The sequence below is a fragment of the Flavobacterium gelidicaeli genome (genome assembly GCF_013294005.1).
Lineage (GTDB): Bacteria > Bacteroidota > Bacteroidia > Flavobacteriales > Flavobacteriaceae > Flavobacterium.
This window is the reverse complement of the sequence record NZ_JABSNK010000005.1, coordinates 252998-270384: the sequence shown is the minus strand read 5'-3', so window position 1 is coordinate 270384 and position 17387 is coordinate 252998. Positions and strand designations below refer to the sequence as shown.

At 32.3% G+C, this 17387-nt stretch carries 12 protein-coding genes; 3 read left to right on the top strand and 9 right to left on the bottom strand.

Annotation, left to right across the window (positions count from 1 at the left end):
• Nucleotides 1–57: 57 nt before the first annotated feature.
• Together HNP99_RS09895 and lpdA are read right to left on the bottom strand one after the other, a co-directional pair.
• On the bottom strand, nucleotides 58–3240 hold the full coding sequence (locus tag HNP99_RS09895; RefSeq protein WP_173853216.1) for a PAS domain-containing sensor histidine kinase: 3183 nt from the start codon (nucleotides 3238–3240) through the stop codon (nucleotides 58–60).
• A 225-nt stretch (nucleotides 3241–3465) separates the two neighbouring features.
• The gene (gene lpdA / locus HNP99_RS09890; protein ID WP_173853215.1) at nucleotides 3466–4854 is read right to left on the bottom strand and encodes a dihydrolipoyl dehydrogenase; all 1389 of its coding nucleotides are present in this window, start codon (nucleotides 4852–4854) and stop codon (nucleotides 3466–3468) included.
• A gap of 401 nt (nucleotides 4855–5255) precedes the next feature.
• On the opposite strand from lpdA, the gene HNP99_RS09885 reads away from it, so the two are divergent.
• The gene (locus HNP99_RS09885; protein WP_173853214.1) at nucleotides 5256–5645 is read left to right on the top strand and encodes a response regulator; all 390 of its coding nucleotides are present in this window, start codon (nucleotides 5256–5258) and stop codon (nucleotides 5643–5645) included.
• Here the strand turns inward: HNP99_RS09885 and HNP99_RS09880 are convergent.
• Both HNP99_RS09880 and truA read right to left on the bottom strand, forming a co-directional pair.
• Nucleotides 5629–7389, bottom strand: a complete 1761-nt coding sequence (locus HNP99_RS09880; RefSeq protein ID WP_173853213.1) for an ABC transporter ATP-binding protein — start codon at nucleotides 7387–7389, stop codon at nucleotides 5629–5631. The two genes, HNP99_RS09885 and HNP99_RS09880, sit on opposite strands and share 17 nt — an antisense overlap.
• Before the next feature lie 169 nt (nucleotides 7390–7558).
• Nucleotides 7559–8296: a tRNA pseudouridine(38-40) synthase TruA gene (gene truA, locus HNP99_RS09875; RefSeq protein ID WP_173853212.1), complete on the bottom strand. Its 738-nt coding sequence runs from the start codon at nucleotides 8294–8296 to the stop codon at nucleotides 7559–7561.
• Nucleotides 8297–8449: 153 nt separating this feature from the next.
• Here truA and HNP99_RS09870 point away from each other — a divergent pair, with 153 nt between their 5' ends.
• On the top strand, nucleotides 8450–8947 hold the full coding sequence (locus tag HNP99_RS09870) for a metallophosphoesterase family protein (protein ID WP_173853211.1): 498 nt from the start codon (nucleotides 8450–8452) through the stop codon (nucleotides 8945–8947).
• Here HNP99_RS09870 and HNP99_RS09865 read toward each other — a convergent pair whose 3' ends face one another.
• The 3 genes from HNP99_RS09865 to HNP99_RS09855 all read right to left on the bottom strand — a co-directional run bounded on the left by HNP99_RS09865 (nucleotide 8948) and on the right by HNP99_RS09855 (nucleotide 11903).
• Nucleotides 8948–10648, bottom strand: a complete 1701-nt coding sequence (locus tag HNP99_RS09865; RefSeq protein ID WP_173853210.1) for a tetratricopeptide repeat-containing sensor histidine kinase — start codon at nucleotides 10646–10648, stop codon at nucleotides 8948–8950.
• A gap of 38 nt (nucleotides 10649–10686) precedes the next feature.
• The gene (locus HNP99_RS09860) at nucleotides 10687–11349 is read right to left on the bottom strand and encodes a response regulator (protein ID WP_173853209.1); all 663 of its coding nucleotides are present in this window, start codon (nucleotides 11347–11349) and stop codon (nucleotides 10687–10689) included.
• A gap of 140 nt (nucleotides 11350–11489) precedes the next feature.
• Nucleotides 11490–11903: a DUF4293 domain-containing protein gene (locus HNP99_RS09855; protein ID WP_173853208.1), complete on the bottom strand. Its 414-nt coding sequence runs from the start codon at nucleotides 11901–11903 to the stop codon at nucleotides 11490–11492.
• 183 nt (nucleotides 11904–12086) lie between these two features.
• On the opposite strand from HNP99_RS09855, the gene rho reads away from it, so the two are divergent.
• Nucleotides 12087–13820, top strand: a complete 1734-nt coding sequence (gene rho / locus HNP99_RS09850; RefSeq protein WP_173853207.1) for a transcription termination factor Rho — start codon at nucleotides 12087–12089, stop codon at nucleotides 13818–13820.
• A 122-nt stretch (nucleotides 13821–13942) separates the two neighbouring features.
• Here rho and HNP99_RS09845 read toward each other — a convergent pair whose 3' ends face one another.
• On the bottom strand, nucleotides 13943–15211 hold the full coding sequence (locus tag HNP99_RS09845; RefSeq protein WP_173853206.1) for an RsmB/NOP family class I SAM-dependent RNA methyltransferase: 1269 nt from the start codon (nucleotides 15209–15211) through the stop codon (nucleotides 13943–13945).
• A gap of 140 nt (nucleotides 15212–15351) precedes the next feature.
• A complete protein-coding gene (locus HNP99_RS09840) occupies nucleotides 15352–17313 on the bottom strand; it encodes a KUP/HAK/KT family potassium transporter (RefSeq protein ID WP_173853205.1) in 1962 nt (653 codons plus the stop codon).
• Nucleotides 17314–17387 lie beyond the last annotated feature (74 nt).

The window sequence follows — 17387 nt, the reverse complement described above, 5'->3', positions numbered from 1 at the left end:
ATAATTTATATTCTAAACAGCTTAATGTTTTTATAGTGCTCTACAAGTTGTTGTTTATTACTGTATTGGAATAAAAATAGAGAAAACTACTCCTTTATTGATGGCTGATGTTACACTAATAGTACCGTTATGGTTTTCGATTATTTTTTTTACTATGGCTAAGCCAATACCTGTTCCGCTGTATTTTTCTTTTCCACCTAATCGTTGAAAAAGTTCAAATATTTTACTACTGTATTGTTGTTCAAAACCAATTCCGTTGTCTGTATAACGGATGTAGCAATATTGTTTCTCAGCCACTAATGTCTTATTTTCAAAATCCTTTCCCGCTCCAATAGTGCAGTCAATAGTAATTACCGGATATAAATCAGCTCTTGCAAATTTTAAAGAATTACTAATTAGATTGTGTAATAATTGTCTAAACTGAAAAGGAATGATCTTTAAATCACAGGTTTTACCTACCGTTATAACCCCATTGCTTTGTTGTAACTCTTCCATTAAGTCACCAGTAGTTTCTGCTATAATAGTTGCTAGGTTAATTTCCTCAAATTTTTTATCACTATTATTCGTTCTAGAATATGCTAATAAGTCTTGAATAAGGGTTTGCATTCTATTAGCAGAAGTTTGAATTTTATAGAAATAGTCTTTTCCAAAATCAGAAAGATTGTCTTTTTCTTTATCTATAATTCGTGATGCAAATGTTTGAATTTTACGCAATGGTTCTTGTAAGTCATGACTTGAAATATAGGCAAAAGACTGTAACTCTTTATTCATATATTCTAAGTCAATATTTTTTTGTTCTAATTCTGCTGTTCTTTCTAAAACTAGTTCCTCAAGTTCATTTGCGAACATTTTTTGATCTTGGATGTCCGTGCTTGTTCCTACCCACATTTGTACATTACCATCTTCATCTTTTTGAGGAACGGCTCTACTTAATTGCCAGCGGTAAGTTCCGTCATATTTTCTAAAACGATGTTCTATTAAAAAATTATTACCAGTTTTAATAGCATCAGCCCATAACTCAATATTTCGATCCCGATCATCAGGATGAACAATACCCACCCATCCTTCTTCATTTAGTATTTGTTCTAGTGATAGCCCGGTGAAATCAAATACTGACTGGTTATAGTAATTTATATTCCCTGCTGGATCAGAGGTCCACACCTGCTGTGGCATAGAATCAGCTAATAATCTAAATTTCTGTTCTCTTTCAAGTAATTGTTGTTGGAAGAAACGTTCCTCAGTAATGTCTCTAATTGTTCCCAATATTTCATTAGGGTTTTTATCTGAGTCATAAAAAACTTTCCCTTTTAGTTCAGCCCAAGAAACTATTCCATTTTCTTTTATAATTCTTGCAACGTAAAAAAGAGCGCCAGTAATATAAGATTTCTCGAAGGCTAATTTTCGGACTTCTAAATCATCTGGATGGAAATTTTTTAATAACTGATCGTGATCTAAATCGCGATGATCATTATATCCTAATATTTCGACACAGCGATCAGAACAAATGGCAGCATTTGTTTTTAAATTATATTGCCAGATTCCAAGTTCACTAGCTTCAATAACAATATTTAGTTTTTCTTCACTAGCTTCAATTATTTGACGTGCATGAACTTGTTCACTTACATCAATACCTATTGCCATGATACCATTTACTTTTCCTTCGTCATCATATAACGGCTCATAAGAGAAATCAATATAGATGGTTTCTAGAGCCTTGCCGCGAAGTAATTGAAGTGGTAACTCCTTTGCAGAGAAAGGATTTCCAGTACTGTACACACCGTCTAACATCTCTTTTATTCCTTGAGAAAGAAGTTCAGGCATTGCGTTAAGAAGTGCTTTGTTTAAAACCTCGTTTTCCTCTCTTCCCCACAATTCTAATGCTTTGCTATTGACTATTTCTACGGTATAATTCGCAGCCCGTAAAACTGCAATAGCAATAGGAGCTTGAACAATCATTTGTCTTAAATTCCTCTCGCTTGTTTTTAATTTTTCATCATTTTTTTTGCGTTCCGTAATGTTGGGGCTAACGGTTGCAATACCAATAACTTGATTTGTAACTTGGTCTTTTATTTTAATTCCGTTCCACTGAACCCAAAATGGTTCACCAGTTATTTCATTCCAAAATTGTATTTCGTCATATTCATTATCTATATTAAGAGATTCAGGGAAATTTTTTTTAGCAAATTCTCTTTCTGAGGGAAATATACAATCTATAATTGTACGGCCTTCATAGCCATTCCAACCAAGCATTTTAAGTCCAGCTGGATTAATAAATTGTATGCTAGAATCTATGGCTGTTAATCCTATGTATTCCTCGCTTGCTTCAATTATAGCAATAAGTTTTTGTTTTTCTTTTTCGGCTAGGTGTTTCTTGGTTATGTCTTGTAACGTTCCATTAAAACGAATAGCAACTTTGTCTTGGTTAAACCAAACACGCCCTTTTACTCTAACGATGCGTTCTTTTTTTGTCAGTAAATTTTGAATAGTATAATCAATATTGAATTTCCCGCCAGATTCATATTTTAATGCAGTTTCTATAGCTTCAATAACCCTTGGTTGATCATGAGTAGTTATTGCTGATATTGCTTGTATAATCTCTATTTCAGTATCATTAGGAAGGCCAAACCATTCTTTCATGCGGTTGTTAGCAGTGAACTTATTAGTTAGTGGATTTAGATCAAAAGTCCCTAACTCAGTCGCTTCAATAGCAAATTGCAACTGATCATTACTTTCTTTTAAAGCATCTTCGGCAAGTTTTTTAGTAGTAGTTTCAATTAGTGTAACGAGAATTCCGCCTATTGATCCGTCTTCAACGCGAATAGGACTATGTGAAAAATCAAAATAACAGTTTTCAATGAAGCCATTTCGATTAAGAGGAAACATCATGTTGTTGCTATCTGTAGAACGAAATGTTTTACCATTGATCACATCTTGAAACATGGGTTCTATTGTGTGCCAAATTTCTGAAAATGTTACATTACTACTAGTCCCTAATGCTTGTGGATGTTTTAATGTTCCTAGAATAGGACGGTAAGCATCATTATATAATTGAATGTATTCATCGCCCCAAACAATATACATAGGAAAAGGGTTTTCAAGCATAACAGACACCATTACCTGCAAGCTTTTTGGCCAAAATTCAGGATCTCCTAACGAGGTTTTACTCCAGTCTTTATTTCGAAATAAGGCTCCCATTTCTCCACCATTATTGAGAAAACTATAATTTTTACTAGTAGGCATGTGTTTTAGACTTTAGAAGTAAATGTATTTTAAAAGAAATAAAGTTGACAATATTTAGACTTTTTACAAAAGTAATATTCAAAAATATTAAATAAATATTAGACTTAATAGTAAAAAATTAAAGTCTTTCGTTAAACGGTTTATTTGAGGTGTTATTATAAATAAAAAAGGCTTCATTTACAACGATTGTCGTAAATGAAGCCTTTTATATTTAGTTAAAAAATCTTACAAGTGAATCACTTCACCATATGCATCAGCAACTGCTTCCATAACCGCTTCACTCATTGTAGGATGAGGGTGTATTGATTTTAAAATTTCATGTCCAGTAGTTTCTAGTTTACGAGCAACAACTGCTTCAGCAATCATATCAGTAACACCAGCACCTATCATGTGGCATCCTAACCATTCACCATATTTAGCATCAAAGATTACTTTTACAAAACCATCAGGAGTTCCTGCAGCTTTCGCTTTTCCTGAAGCAGAGAAAGGGAATTTACCAATTTTTAATTCGTATCCTTTTTCGATTGCTTGTTTTTCAGTTAAACCAACTGAAGCAATTTCAGGAGTAGCATAAGTACAACCCGGTACGTTTCCATAATCGATAGGCTCTACATGTAATCCTGCAATTTTTTCAACACAGTTGATACCTTCAGCCGAAGCTACGTGAGCTAATGCTTGTCCTGGAGTTATATCACCAATAGCGTAATAACCTGGAATATTAGTTTCGTTGTAATCGTTAACTAATATTTTATCTCTATCTGTAGCAATTCCTACTTCTTCTAGACCTATGTTTTCGATGTTAGTTTTAATTCCAACAGCCGATAATAATATTTCAGCTTCTAATTCAACTTCACCTTTAGCCGTTTTTACAAAAGCTTTTACTCCGTTACCAGTAGTGTCAATTCTTTCTACAGATGAGTTCGTCATGATTTTAATACCTGCTTTTTTCAAAGAACGCTCCATTTGTTTAGAGATGTCTTCATCCTCAACAGGAACAACATTAGGCATAAACTCAACAATAGTAACTTCTGTTCCCATTGAATTATAGAAATGTGCAAACTCAATCCCAATAGCTCCAGAACCTACAATGATCATTGATTTTGGTTGTTTTGCTAAGGTCATTGCTTGTCTGTACCCAATCACTTTTACACCATCTTGAGGCAAGTTAGGTAATTCACGAGAGCGAGCTCCAGTTGCAATAATAATATGATCAGCACTGTATTCAGTAACTTTATTATCTTTATCAGTAACGTCAATTTTTTTACCTGGTTTTATTTTTCCAAAACCATCAATAACGTCTATCTTATTTTTTTTCATCAAGAACTGAACTCCTTTGCTCATTGCCTCAGCAACACCACGGCTACGTTGTACAACAGCAGGAAAATCCTTATCAAATGATGAAACAGTCAATCCGTAATCAGAAGCATGTTTAAGATAATCAAAAACTTGAGCTGATTTTAATAATGCTTTGGTTGGGATACAACCCCAGTTTAAACATACACCACCTAAGTTCTCTTTTTCAATTATGGCAACTTTAAACCCTAATTGCGATGCTCTAATGGCAGTAACGTATCCGCCTGGACCACTTCCTAAAACAATGATATCGTATTTCATTTTTATAAGTTTTCTAAATTAATTGATTTGGCGAATTTAAGGAATTATTCTCTTTCTTAAAACATAAATAAAGTTAATACTACTTTTTTTTAATAAATAGCAGTAGTTGATTGAGGTTGTAGTTCTTACAGCGCAATTTTAAGGGGGTGTTTTGAGATTTATTGCGTTTTAAAAATAGTTTTGTTAAGTGATTATTTATTTACCACAAATAAGTTATAATTATAACGGACTGTTACAATTTTTTAACAATAATGAAGTTATAATACTTAGTTGTTAAGTATTATTCTTGTTTAGAGGAGTGGTTTTTAAGAAATTCTATTTGAGTTATATTGTTTGTGTAATTCAAATAAAATTTTAAAATCATTATTATATACGGAAGAGCTGTTTCTAAAAATAAAAAAATGTCCAAATCAATTTTACTAGTAGATGATGATCATATCGCCAATTTCGTTAATTCAAAAATGATTTTGAAAAACGGTATATGTGACTCAGTTGCTTCAAAAATATGTGGACGTGAAGCCCTGAGTTATTTGTATGATGATAATAATGTACCGTCTTTAATTATTTTAGATGTAAACATGCCTCAAATGACTGGATTTGATTTTTTAGACCAATATTATAGCTACGGATTCAATAAAAACAATACCAGTATTATGATGCTTAGCTCTTCATTTTTAGAACAAGACAAAACTACAGCCAAAAAATACGACAAAGTGGTACAGTTCTTAACTAAGCCATTAAATGAACAAACCTTGCAGGAAATAGCGACTCTAATTAATTCGGCTTCGTAACGCTAAACTGCGAGTCATATAAATTTTTATAGTATCCGGATTCTTTATTTACTAACTCTTGGTGTGTTCCTTGTTCTACAATTAAACCTTTATCCATCACTACAATTTTATCAGCATTTATGATCGTTGCCAATCTATGCGCAATTACAATAGAGGTTCTTCCTTGCGTAATAGTTTCGGTGGCACGTTGAATTAATTCTTCAGAATAGGTATCAATTGACGATGTAGCTTCATCTAGAATTAAAATACTTGGGTTACTTACATAAGCTCTTAAAAAAGCAATCAATTGGCGTTGGCCTGATGATAACATCACCCCACGCTCTTTTACATCAAAATCATAGTTATCAGGCAAATTCATGATAAAATCGTGAACGCCTATTTCTTTGGCAGCAGCCAAAACATCGTCTCTAGTAATTTCAGGATTATGGAGTGTGATATTGTTGTAAATAGTATCAGCGAATAGAAATACATCTTGCAAGACTACAGCAATTTGCTTACGCAAAGATCCTAAAGTATAATTTTCAATATTATGACCGTCAATAAAAATGGTTCCGCTATTGATTTCGTAAAAGCGATTTAATAAATTGATAATCGTCGATTTTCCAGCGCCTGTCGAACCAACGATTGCTACCGTTTGTCCCGCTTTTACTTCTAAATCGATTCCTTTAATGACTTCTTCATCTGGAATATAGCTAAAATGAACATCTTTAAAACTAATATTTCCGTCAAAAATAGGTGCTTCTAGAGTTCCTGTATCTTGTGTTTGATCTTTAGTATCAATAATGTCAAATACGCGATTTGCAGCAATCATTCCCAATTGCATTTCATTAAATTTGTCAGCAATTTGGCGTAATGGGTTAAACAGCATTCCAATAAACATGGTGTATGAAAACAAATCACCAAAAGTCGTAAATGTATCACCATTCAAAATCTTTATTCCGCCATAAAGCACAATAAAACCTAAAGTTAATGACGAAATTATGTCAGCAATAGGAAAAAATATTGAGTTGTATAAAATGGTTTTTATCCAGGCTTTTTTATGTTTGTTATTGATTTCCATGAATTTATCGGCTTCGATATTTTCACGGTTAAACAATTGCACAATTTTCATTCCCGTAACGCGCTCTTGTACAAAGGAGTTCATATTGGCAATTTGGTTTCTAACCTCTTCAAAAGCAACTTGCATTTTACGCTGAAAAATTCGAGTGATAAAAACTAATATTGGCATAGCCACAATAACAATCCAAGTCAGTTTCCAGTTCATGTAGAACATAAAAATAAGCACCACTAGCATTTTCATTAAGTCACTAATGATCATAAATAATCCTTGGCTAAAAATACGTGCAATCGACTCAATGTCAGACACTGATCGCGTTACTAGTTGCCCTACGGGAACTAAATCAAAATACTTCATTCTAAAACTCAAAATGTGTTTGAATAATTTAATTCTGATGTCTTTTACAATATCTTGTCCCAGCCAGTTTGCCCAATAAACAAAGTAAAACTGCGAGAAAACCTCACATAAAAGTACAATTCCCATCAAGGTGATGTAAAATAAAAGTCCTTTTGCATCCTCTGTTTGAATGTATCCGTCAACGGTTTGCTTTAATAAATAGGGGCGAAGTGCTGCAAATATCGATAGTGAAATTGCAAATATGATAACGCCATTAAAACGCCATTGATACGGCTTTGTATATTGTAATATTCGTTTAAATAAACGAGTGTCAAATGCTTTTGCTTTCATTTTTTTTAGGCTGAATTTAGTTCAGTTTTTTCAGGAGCTTAATCCTGCTGTTCATTACAATCTTAACCGCCAAACACTGGCGCTTAAGGATTTCCATTGCCATCAGGGCTATGGATGTATTTGTTTTTAGAATATTAAGATTTATAATTAAATATCCTTCTTTTTAATACTAATTAATATAATCATAATCAATCTCAGTTAGATACAAACCATGAGCAGGTACTGAAAATCCCGCTTTGTCTCTATTTTTACTAATAATAATTGCTTCAAAATCATCTAATGTAATTTTGTGTAAACCTATGTTAACAAGTGTGCCTACAATAGCGCGTACCATATTTCTTAAAAAACGATTTGCTGATATTGTAAATATTAATTTGTTGTTTTCTTGTTTCCAGCTAGCTTCATAAATAGTACAATCAAAAGTATTAACATCTGTATTAACTTTTGAAAAACACTGAAAATCAGAATGGCTCAATAATTTATTTGCAGCTGCATTCATTAATTCTATATCTAGTTTTTGATGAAAATACCAACTCTGCTCTTGTAAAAAAGCATCTTTAAAAACATTGATATGGTATTCGTATGTTCGTTGTATTGCATCAAAACGACAATGCGCAGCATCATGAACATGAATTAAATCATAGATAACAATGTCTTTAGGCAGGTAAGCATTAAGCTTGTGTACTAATTTTTGAACATCAAGCGGACTCTCAAAATCAAAATGAGCATACATTAACTTTGCATGAACACCAGTATCAGTACGGCCTGCTCCCATAATTGCTATGGCAGAATTTAGTAATACAGATAAGGCTTTGTTTAAAGTTTCCTGAATCGAAGATGCGTTAGGCTGGTATTGCCAACCGTGATAAAGGGTTCCGTTGTAAGCTAATTTTATAAAATATCTCAAGATAATAGATTCGCAAATTTTTAAAAGAACAAAGGTACAAAGTTTTTATGTTGAGAAAAGGTTAAATGTGTAAGTTATGATGGCAAGTTTTGATTTTTATTAAGTAAACAAAGTACCTTTGTGTTCTTTAAATTATAATAGTAAGTTACTAGAATGAAAAAAATACTGCTGCTTTCGGATACGCATAGCCACATTGACGACACTATTTTAAAGTATGTAGCACAAGCTGACGAGGTTTGGCATGCAGGTGATATAGGAGATTTATCAGTTACTGATACTATTAAAAAACTAAAACCATTACGAGGGGTTTATGGAAACATAGATGATGATAAAGCAAGATTAGAATTCCCGTTACACAACCGCTTTATGTGTGAAGGTGTTGATGTGTGGATTACGCATATAGGAGGTTATCCAGGCAAGTATAGTCCTAATATTAAAAACGAAATAGCATCGAACCCACCTAAATTATTTATTTGTGGACATTCTCATATTTTGAAAGTGATATTTGATAAAAAAAATAATTTGCTACACATGAATCCGGGTGCTTGTGGTAAAAGTGGTTTTCATCAAGTGCGCACCATGCTTCGGTTTGTAATTGATGGTGAGGCTATAAAAGAATTAGAAATTATCGAAATCGAAAAACGTGCCTAGTTACGATTTGTAAATAATAGGCGTTTTAATCTTGATTTTAGTACCGTTATTTTCACTAGAGATAATTTTTATTTCTCCGTGAATATTATTGATACGAGCACGAATTTGGTTTAAACCAAAACCATCTTTCGAATTAAATTTGACATTGTTAAATCCTTTTCCGTTATCTTCAATATGAATAATTAGTTTTCCTTCTTTCTCTTCAATATTGATTTGTGCGAGTGTTGCTTCACTGTGTTTGATTATATTATTAAACAGCTCAGCTATAATGAAATACATTTTCATTTCGAATGCGTCTTTATAACGTGTTTTGTCGTCAACTGAACTAGAATACTTAAACTGTATAACCGAATTTGAGTTTTTTTCGCACAAATCTTTCAGTGAAAAGTAAAGTCCAAAACGCGCTAAAAGAGAGGGAATAAGTTGGTGTGATAAATCACGTACTTTATCGTGAGCTTCCTTTAGTAAACTTCGGGTTTTAGTAATCTCTTCGGATGTAATTGCATTTTTTGACGTAAAAACACTCAAGTGTAGTCCTGCTGATGATAATATTGCACTTATGTCATCATGTAAAAAAGCGGCTATTTTTTTTCTTTCAATCTCTTGTCCGTTTACAGAGGCGTTGTAAATGTTTTCTTGAATTTTTGTTTGTACGTCTTTTAGTTTGTTTTTCTGTTTTAGTCGAATATTTTGAGTAAAAAAGTAAAAAATGATAATGATAAAAAGCAGTAAGGCAATGATAATTGTACTAATTCGTTTGTTTTTAGACTGTTTCTCTATCAGTACCTGTTCTTTTGTTTTGTACTTGTCTTCAATGTCGTCTATCTCTCTCTTATATTCATCTATTTCTAAGTTTATACCAGCAATATTTGCCTTCTTAACCTTTTCTTCGTTGTTTATTTCCGTGGTTAAAGAGTTGTATTTACATAAATTGATGTAAGCGTTTTTATAATCACCATTTTTTAATAAAAAACGCGAGTATTCTTGATAAGAAAAAGATAGATCTGATTTTTCATCTTCTGCTATACCTAATTTTATGGCTTTCTCAAAATAGTTAGTTGCTTTTAGGTTATTATTTTGATGGCTGTAATACATTCCGTTAAGCATGTTTAGAGCTACAACGGTAGTTTGGTCTCCATATTTACTATGGTATTTATTGATGTACTGCAGATATGGGTATCCTTTTTCGTAGTTTCCTATATCAAAATATGCCCAAGCAATGTTTAAATTGGTGAAAACCAACTGTGCCGAATCTCCTATTTTAGTACTATATTCAAGAGATTTTTTATAATAATAAATTCCGGTATCATATTCTTTTTTATCAAAACAATATATGTTTCCTAAGTTATTGTAAAGCCAGTTTTTTAACTCGTCATCATCAGTTCTATCAGCATAAATTAGTCCTTTTTTATAATAAAAATACGCTTTTTCAAATTCGGCTATTCCATCAAAGTTAGCCGCAATAATGTTGTAGCATCTAGCAATCAATAAATCATCATTAATGTTGATTGCTTTTGTTAAAGCTATTCGAGATACGACTAATGATTTCTCATATTTCTCGTTTATCATCAATTCCGTAGCTTGATTGGCTAGTTTTCGGATCTCTATATTCGCATCTGCGGGGACTTGAGAGGCAATAGTGTTGCTAAATGATAATGAGAGTAGAAGTAATAAGAGTATGAAGTTTTTTTTTTGAAACATAAAAACGGCAGTTGATAGCGTAAAAATGAATTAGGCTTTTAGGATTTAATTAATTTATTTTTAATTGCGTATTTAACTAAGCTAATGGTGTTTTTAGCTTTTAGTTTCTTCATAATATTCTTTCGGTGTGTTTCAACAGTATTACTACTAATAAACAAGTGTTCGCTGATTTCTTTACCACTATATTCTAGAGCAATTAAAGTGATTACTTCTATTTCACGTTCTGTTAACAAGGCAAGTGCATTAGACTTATTTTTGTTAAGTTTGCTGTTGTCTTTAGTAGCGGTATTGAATATTTTTTCTCTAACAGTATCACAAAAATATTCTTGTCCGTTATTCACAAATTGTATTGCTTCAACAATACTTTCACCTGCGCACTGTTTTGTTAGATAACCACTAGCACCGAGTTTCATAACTTCCTTAATGATTTTTAAGTCATCATAGCTTGATAACACAATTACTTTACAAGGAAAGCCTTTAGTGCTAAATTCCTTCATGACTTCAATACCATCTTTATTGGGCATACTAATGTCTAGAACTAGAATATGAGATTTGTTGTTTGTTACTTCTTCAAAAATGGTATTACCATCTAAAGAAAAACCTACAACCTCAAAGTTTTCTACTGTATTCAGTAGTGTTTTCATTCCGTCAATAAGTACTTGATGATCGTCAGCAAGGTGAATCCGAATTTTTTCTTCCATTTTTGTAGTTAACTGAATCCAAATTTATAAAAAAAATGTTAATAGCGTCTCAAAAGTTATTATAATTGAATTTAGTCCACAAAAAAACCCGAATAATTACATTCGGGTTTCCTTCGCACTAATAAACTAAGTTTATAGGTTTATCTCAATCTATCCACAGATTTTACAAGATCTTCATCCTTTTTGATGGCCTTATTAGCTAAAACTAATAACACGATAGCAACAATAGGTAGAAACATCCCAATACCTTTCTCAGAAACATTAACTGCTTCTCCAGATATATTTAGTGAACGATATACAAATAATCCTAATAAAATTAAATTTAATATTATATTCAATCTGCCTAATACAAATTGATGTTGTCTTTTTTTATAAGAAACAATACTAATCACAGTCATTGCAGTACTAAAACCAAATAACACAGCGTAAACTTGATTAAGCATAAAGTAAAAATCATGTCCATTGTCTAATTTCCATAAAGGAAAAACGAAGGGCAATACTCCAGTTGCAATAAAAGCAAGTATTAAATATACTGTTTGTAATCTCTGTATCATTTTATTTATTTGTTTTACAAAAATATATTTTCTTTTTTAAAAATACTATTGTATCATTAAATTTTATTCGTATTATTGCATAACAATACCGTAAGCACTTCATACTGCGGTCAGTTCAAAATAAAAAAAATGCTATCAAGTCTTTTATAGTATTTCCAAATTAATTAAATTCAAAGAACATTCATGTTTGATATTTCTGCATTAAAAGAAATGAAGCTTTCTGAGCTTCAACAAATAGCTAAAGCAGCTAAAACAATAAAGTTTAATGGTGTTAAAAAGGAGATCTTAATTGGTCAAATTTTAGACTATCAAAAAACCAATGTTGAAACAGCATCAGAGAGTAAAAAGGAAGATGTTGCTTTGGATGAAAAACCAAAAAGATCTCGTATAACCACTACAGATGAACCTCTAGCGGCTAAAACGAAAGCGAAAATAGTTAGCGCCAAGAAAATTATTGAGTCTGCGGGGCAAGATAATATTGAAGTTGTTAAGGAAACGGAACTAAAATTAGATCTTGAAGAACCTAGTGAAGAAAAAGTAGTTGAGAAAAAAGTTGGCAAAATTGTAAAATTTAGTAAGTCGGCTTATGAGAAAAAAATTGCTTTAAAAAAGAATAAAGAAGAGGTGTCTAACGAACCAGCCAATGAGAAAGAAGTTGCAATAGATACACCAACTACTGATACTGTAGTAACTGAAACTGCTGCTCCTGCCAAAAAAATAAATCCAAATCAGTTAAATAAACAAAATCAAAACCCAAACTTCAAGAACAAAAAGAATAATTTTAGGGATTCTGATTTTGAATTTGACGGAATAATAGAAAGTGAAGGAGTTCTTGAAATGATGCCTGATGGTTATGGTTTCTTACGTTCTTCTGATTATAATTATTTAGCTTCTCCAGATGATATTTATTTATCAACGTCTCAAATTCGTTTATTTGGATTGAAAACAGGGGATACAGTAAAAGGTGTAGTGCGTCCTCCAAAAGAAGGGGAGAAGTTTTTTCCTTTAGTTAAGGTTTTGAAAATAAACGGACACGATCCTCAAGTTGTTCGTGATCGTGTTTCATTTGAACACCTAACACCTGTCTTTCCTTCTGAAAAATTTAATCTTGCTGATAGACAAAGCACCATTTCAACTCGTATCATCGATTTGTTTTCTCCAATAGGAAAAGGACAACGTGGTATGATTGTAGCACAACCAAAAACGGGTAAAACCATGTTGTTGAAAGAAATTGCAAACGCAATTGCAGCTAATCACCCTGAAGTTTATTTATTAGTTTTATTAATAGATGAGCGTCCTGAGGAGGTTACAGATATGCAACGTAGTGTGCGTGGTGAGGTAATTGCTTCTACATTTGATAGAGAACCACAAGAACACGTAAAAATTGCAAACATTGTTCTTGAAAAAGCAAAACGTTTAGTAGAGTGTGGTCATGATGTTGTGATTTTATTAGACTCAATTACACGTTTAGCTAGAGCTTATAATACAGTACAGCCAGCGTCTGGAAAGGTATTAAGTGGTGGAGTAGATGCTAATGCATTGCAAAAACCTAAACGTTTCTTTGGAGCTGCTCGTAATGTAGAAAATGGAGGTTCGTTAAGTATTATTGCTACAGCGTTAACTGAAACGGGTTCTAAAATGGATGAAGTTATCTTTGAGGAATTCAAAGGAACTGGAAACATGGAGTTACAATTAGATAGAAAAATTGCTAACAAACGTATTTTTCCAGCTATTGATTTAACTTCTTCTAGTACGCGTCGTGATGATTTATTATTAGATGAAAATACGCTACACAGAATGTGGATTATGAGAAAATACCTTGCCGATATGAATCCTGTTGAGGCAATGAGTTTTATAAACGATCGTTTTAGAAAAACAAGAAATAATGAAGAGTTTTTAATCTCAATGAACGATTAGATTAAGAATAAAATAGAATAAGGAACATAGATTCGTTTATTTTCTAACAAAAAAAATCCTCGAAAGTAGTATAAACTATTTCGAGGATTTTTTTTTAACTATTTGGTAGTAACGCTATGTTCTTACTCTTCTTTTTTTATTTCTTTTACAGCTTTCACTTCTTTAGGTTTTATTACCTCTTCTTTTCTTTCTAAAAGTGCCATGTAGAATCCATCAAAACCAGATTCATGAGCAAGAATTTTTTGATCTTTAATAAAAGTAAATTCTTTTCCAATATCTGTAGTTAAAAATTTAGCTATCTGATCTTGATTTTCAGATGGCAATACTGAACATGTTGCATAAACTAATTTCCCGCCTGGTTTTACAATTTTAGAATAGCTCTCTAAAACTTCGGCCTGTATTTTACGAATATTGTCAATAAACTCAGGTTGTAACTTCCATTTAGCATCTGGGTTTCTTTTTAAAACTCCAAGGCCACTACAAGGTGCGTCGATAAGTACACGATCAGCTCTCTGGTGTAACTTCTTGATTATTTTTGTGCTATCAATAATTCGGTATTCAATATTGAAAGCACCATCACGTTTTGCTCTTATCTTTAATTGCTTTAATTTACTTTCATATAAATCCATAGCGATTAACTGTCCTTTGTTTTCCATCAAAGCAGCAATATGAAGTGTTTTTCCTCCAGCACCTGCACAAGTATCTACTACACGCATACCTGGTTTTACGTCAAGGTAAGCAGCAACAAGTTGTGAGTTGGCATCTTGAACTTCAAAGAAACCTTGTTTAAAGGCATCTGTCATAAATACATTCGCTCTTTCTTTAAGTACTAATGCGTCTGGTTGGTTTTCTAAAACATCTGTATCAATGTCTAAATCCATTAAGATTGCTCTTAATTCTGCTTTTGTAGTTTTTAAAGTATTTACTCTCAAAATAACTTTTGCAGGTTGGTTTTGTGCAGCGATTTCTTTTGACCACACTTTTTCTCCTAATTCTTTTACACCTACTTCATCCATCCAGTCAGGAATAGATTCTTTAAGTGTTCTTATTTTAGAAAGCTCGTCAAAACGGCCTTTTATTTTTCTTTCAGGTGTTCCTTCTAATTGTCTCCAATCAGGAATAGGGTAGCCTCTAAGTACTGCCCATACAGAGAACATTCTCCAGATGTTGTCTCTGTCAAATGGCTCTTTTACTTCTGCAATTTCTGCATATAAACGTTTCCATCTTACTACTTCGTAAATGGTTTCGGCAACAAACTTTCTGTCAGAACTTCCCCAACGTTTGTCTTTTTTTAAAGCTCTTGCAACTACTTTATCGGCATATTCTCCTTCATTAAATATTGCATTTAAGGAATCTATAGTAGTGTAAACTAAATTTCTGTGTAATCTCATTTTTATTAATTGAGGTGCAAAGGTAGTATTAATTGATTGAAAGATAAATTTTTAATAATGAATGTTGACTTTATATTTTCATTATCAAAAAAAAAACACTGTAGTATTACAGTGTTTTTCTTAATTTATTGAAAACCGAACTATTTAATTCGGGTTAATCCTATATTTTCAGGTGCATGTAACACCATTGGGAATTTTTCTATTTTTACAGAACTACTGTCTAATCCAAAAGCACTTTCTTCGGATAAACTGAATTTCTTGATTAAGAAATAAGAATTCATGATGATTTTTTCATGCCAACTCATATCACTATCGTTTGAAAGGAATTTTTCGGATAGTACAAATTTAAAGTCGCCAATAATATTATTTTTATTTAAAGATTCATAACGACTCGTGATATCTACTTCTCCTTTTTTAACCATATCCTTAATTACTTCCTTGAACATTAAGTTGATTTTAGTGGGTTCTCTAAATCCTAAATTAAAATCTACACGGTATAAATCGTCTTTAAGAATTTCAGTTACTTTATATTCTGTTTTATAAGGCTCACTTAAAATATTAACGTGAACAAACCAATATATGTCAGCTCTTTTGGGTCTTTTTTGTAAAATAGAATACATTACTTTTTCCTCAATTTCATCGACACGATTAGCATTGGTCATGTAAACTAAATGCGTAGCGTATTTTGGTATAGATAAATCAGCACTTAATTCCATCAGTACTTTTTTATAATCGGCAATCTTAACGATTCGAGTATAGTTTTTACTAATTTTCTTAGCTAGATACCAGGTAGTCATAACTGAAATTAACATCAATGCTATTATCAAGGTTACATAACCTCCATCAGCAAATTTGGTGATATTGGCTGCTAAGAAACTCAATTCAATTGCTAGATAAACCGTAATCAAAGGGATGATGAAGTATAATTTTACCCTTTTCATGATTAAATAAAAATTAAGTAAAATGGTAGTCATGATCATGCATAAAATAATTGCTAAACCATAGGCATGTTCCATGTTGCTAGATTCTTCAAAATGCAATACAATACCCACACAACCAATAAATAATAACCAGTTAATGGATGGTATGTATAATTGTCCCTTTACTTCAGTAGGGTATTTAATTCTTACTTTAGGCCAAAAGTTCAATCTCATTGCCTCATTAATTAAAGTAAATGAACCACTAATAAGTGCTTGAGAAGCAATTACAGCAGCAAGCGTAGAAATCACAATTCCGATAGGTTGAAACCAGCTAGCCATGATAAGATAAAACGGATTCCCATTTGATCCTCCTAATGACTGTAATGTTTCGCCTTCATGTTGTATTAAGTAAGCTGCTTGACCAAAATAATTTAATACTAAAGCTGTTTTTACAAAAATCCAACTGATACGAATATTTTTTCGACCACAATGCCCCATGTCAGAATATAATGCCTCAGCACCAGTGGTACAAAGGAATACAAATCCCAATACAAAAAAACCTTCGGGGTGAATAGCTAATAAGTGGTAAGCGTAGTAAGGGTTGAATGCTTTAAAAACTTCTGGAAATTTTGCAATTTGGATGACTCCAAGAACTCCCAGCATACTAAACCAAACAAGCATCATAGGTGCAAAAAATTTACCAACTAGTTTTGTTCCAAATTGCTGTATTGTAAACAGGACAAATAAAATCCCTATTACGATAGGAACGGTATTTATACTAGGGTAGTACGTTCTAATTCCTTCTATTGCCGAAGATACAGATATTGGGGGGGTTATAATTCCATCAGCAAGTAATGCACTTCCACCAATGATGGCGGGGACAATAAGCCATTTAATTTTTGTTTTTTTGACTAATGCATATAATGCAAAGATTCCGCCTTCTCCATGATTATCAGCGCTTAATGTGATAATTACATATTTTATAGTCGTTTGTAAGGTCAGTGTCCAGAAAACTGCAGAAATACCTCCTAAAACAACATCGGCTGTAATTATACTTTCGCCAAGTATGGCTTTCATTACATACAGTGGCGAGGTACCAATATCTCCGTATATTATTCCTAATGTAATTAATAAACCACCTAAGGTTAATTTGGAATGCAAGTTTTTGTGCGAGGTGCTCATTTGCTAAAATTAAAATAACGGGTCAAATTTACTCTTTTTAAATAAATTAAGAGGCTTTATTTAAAAAAAGACAA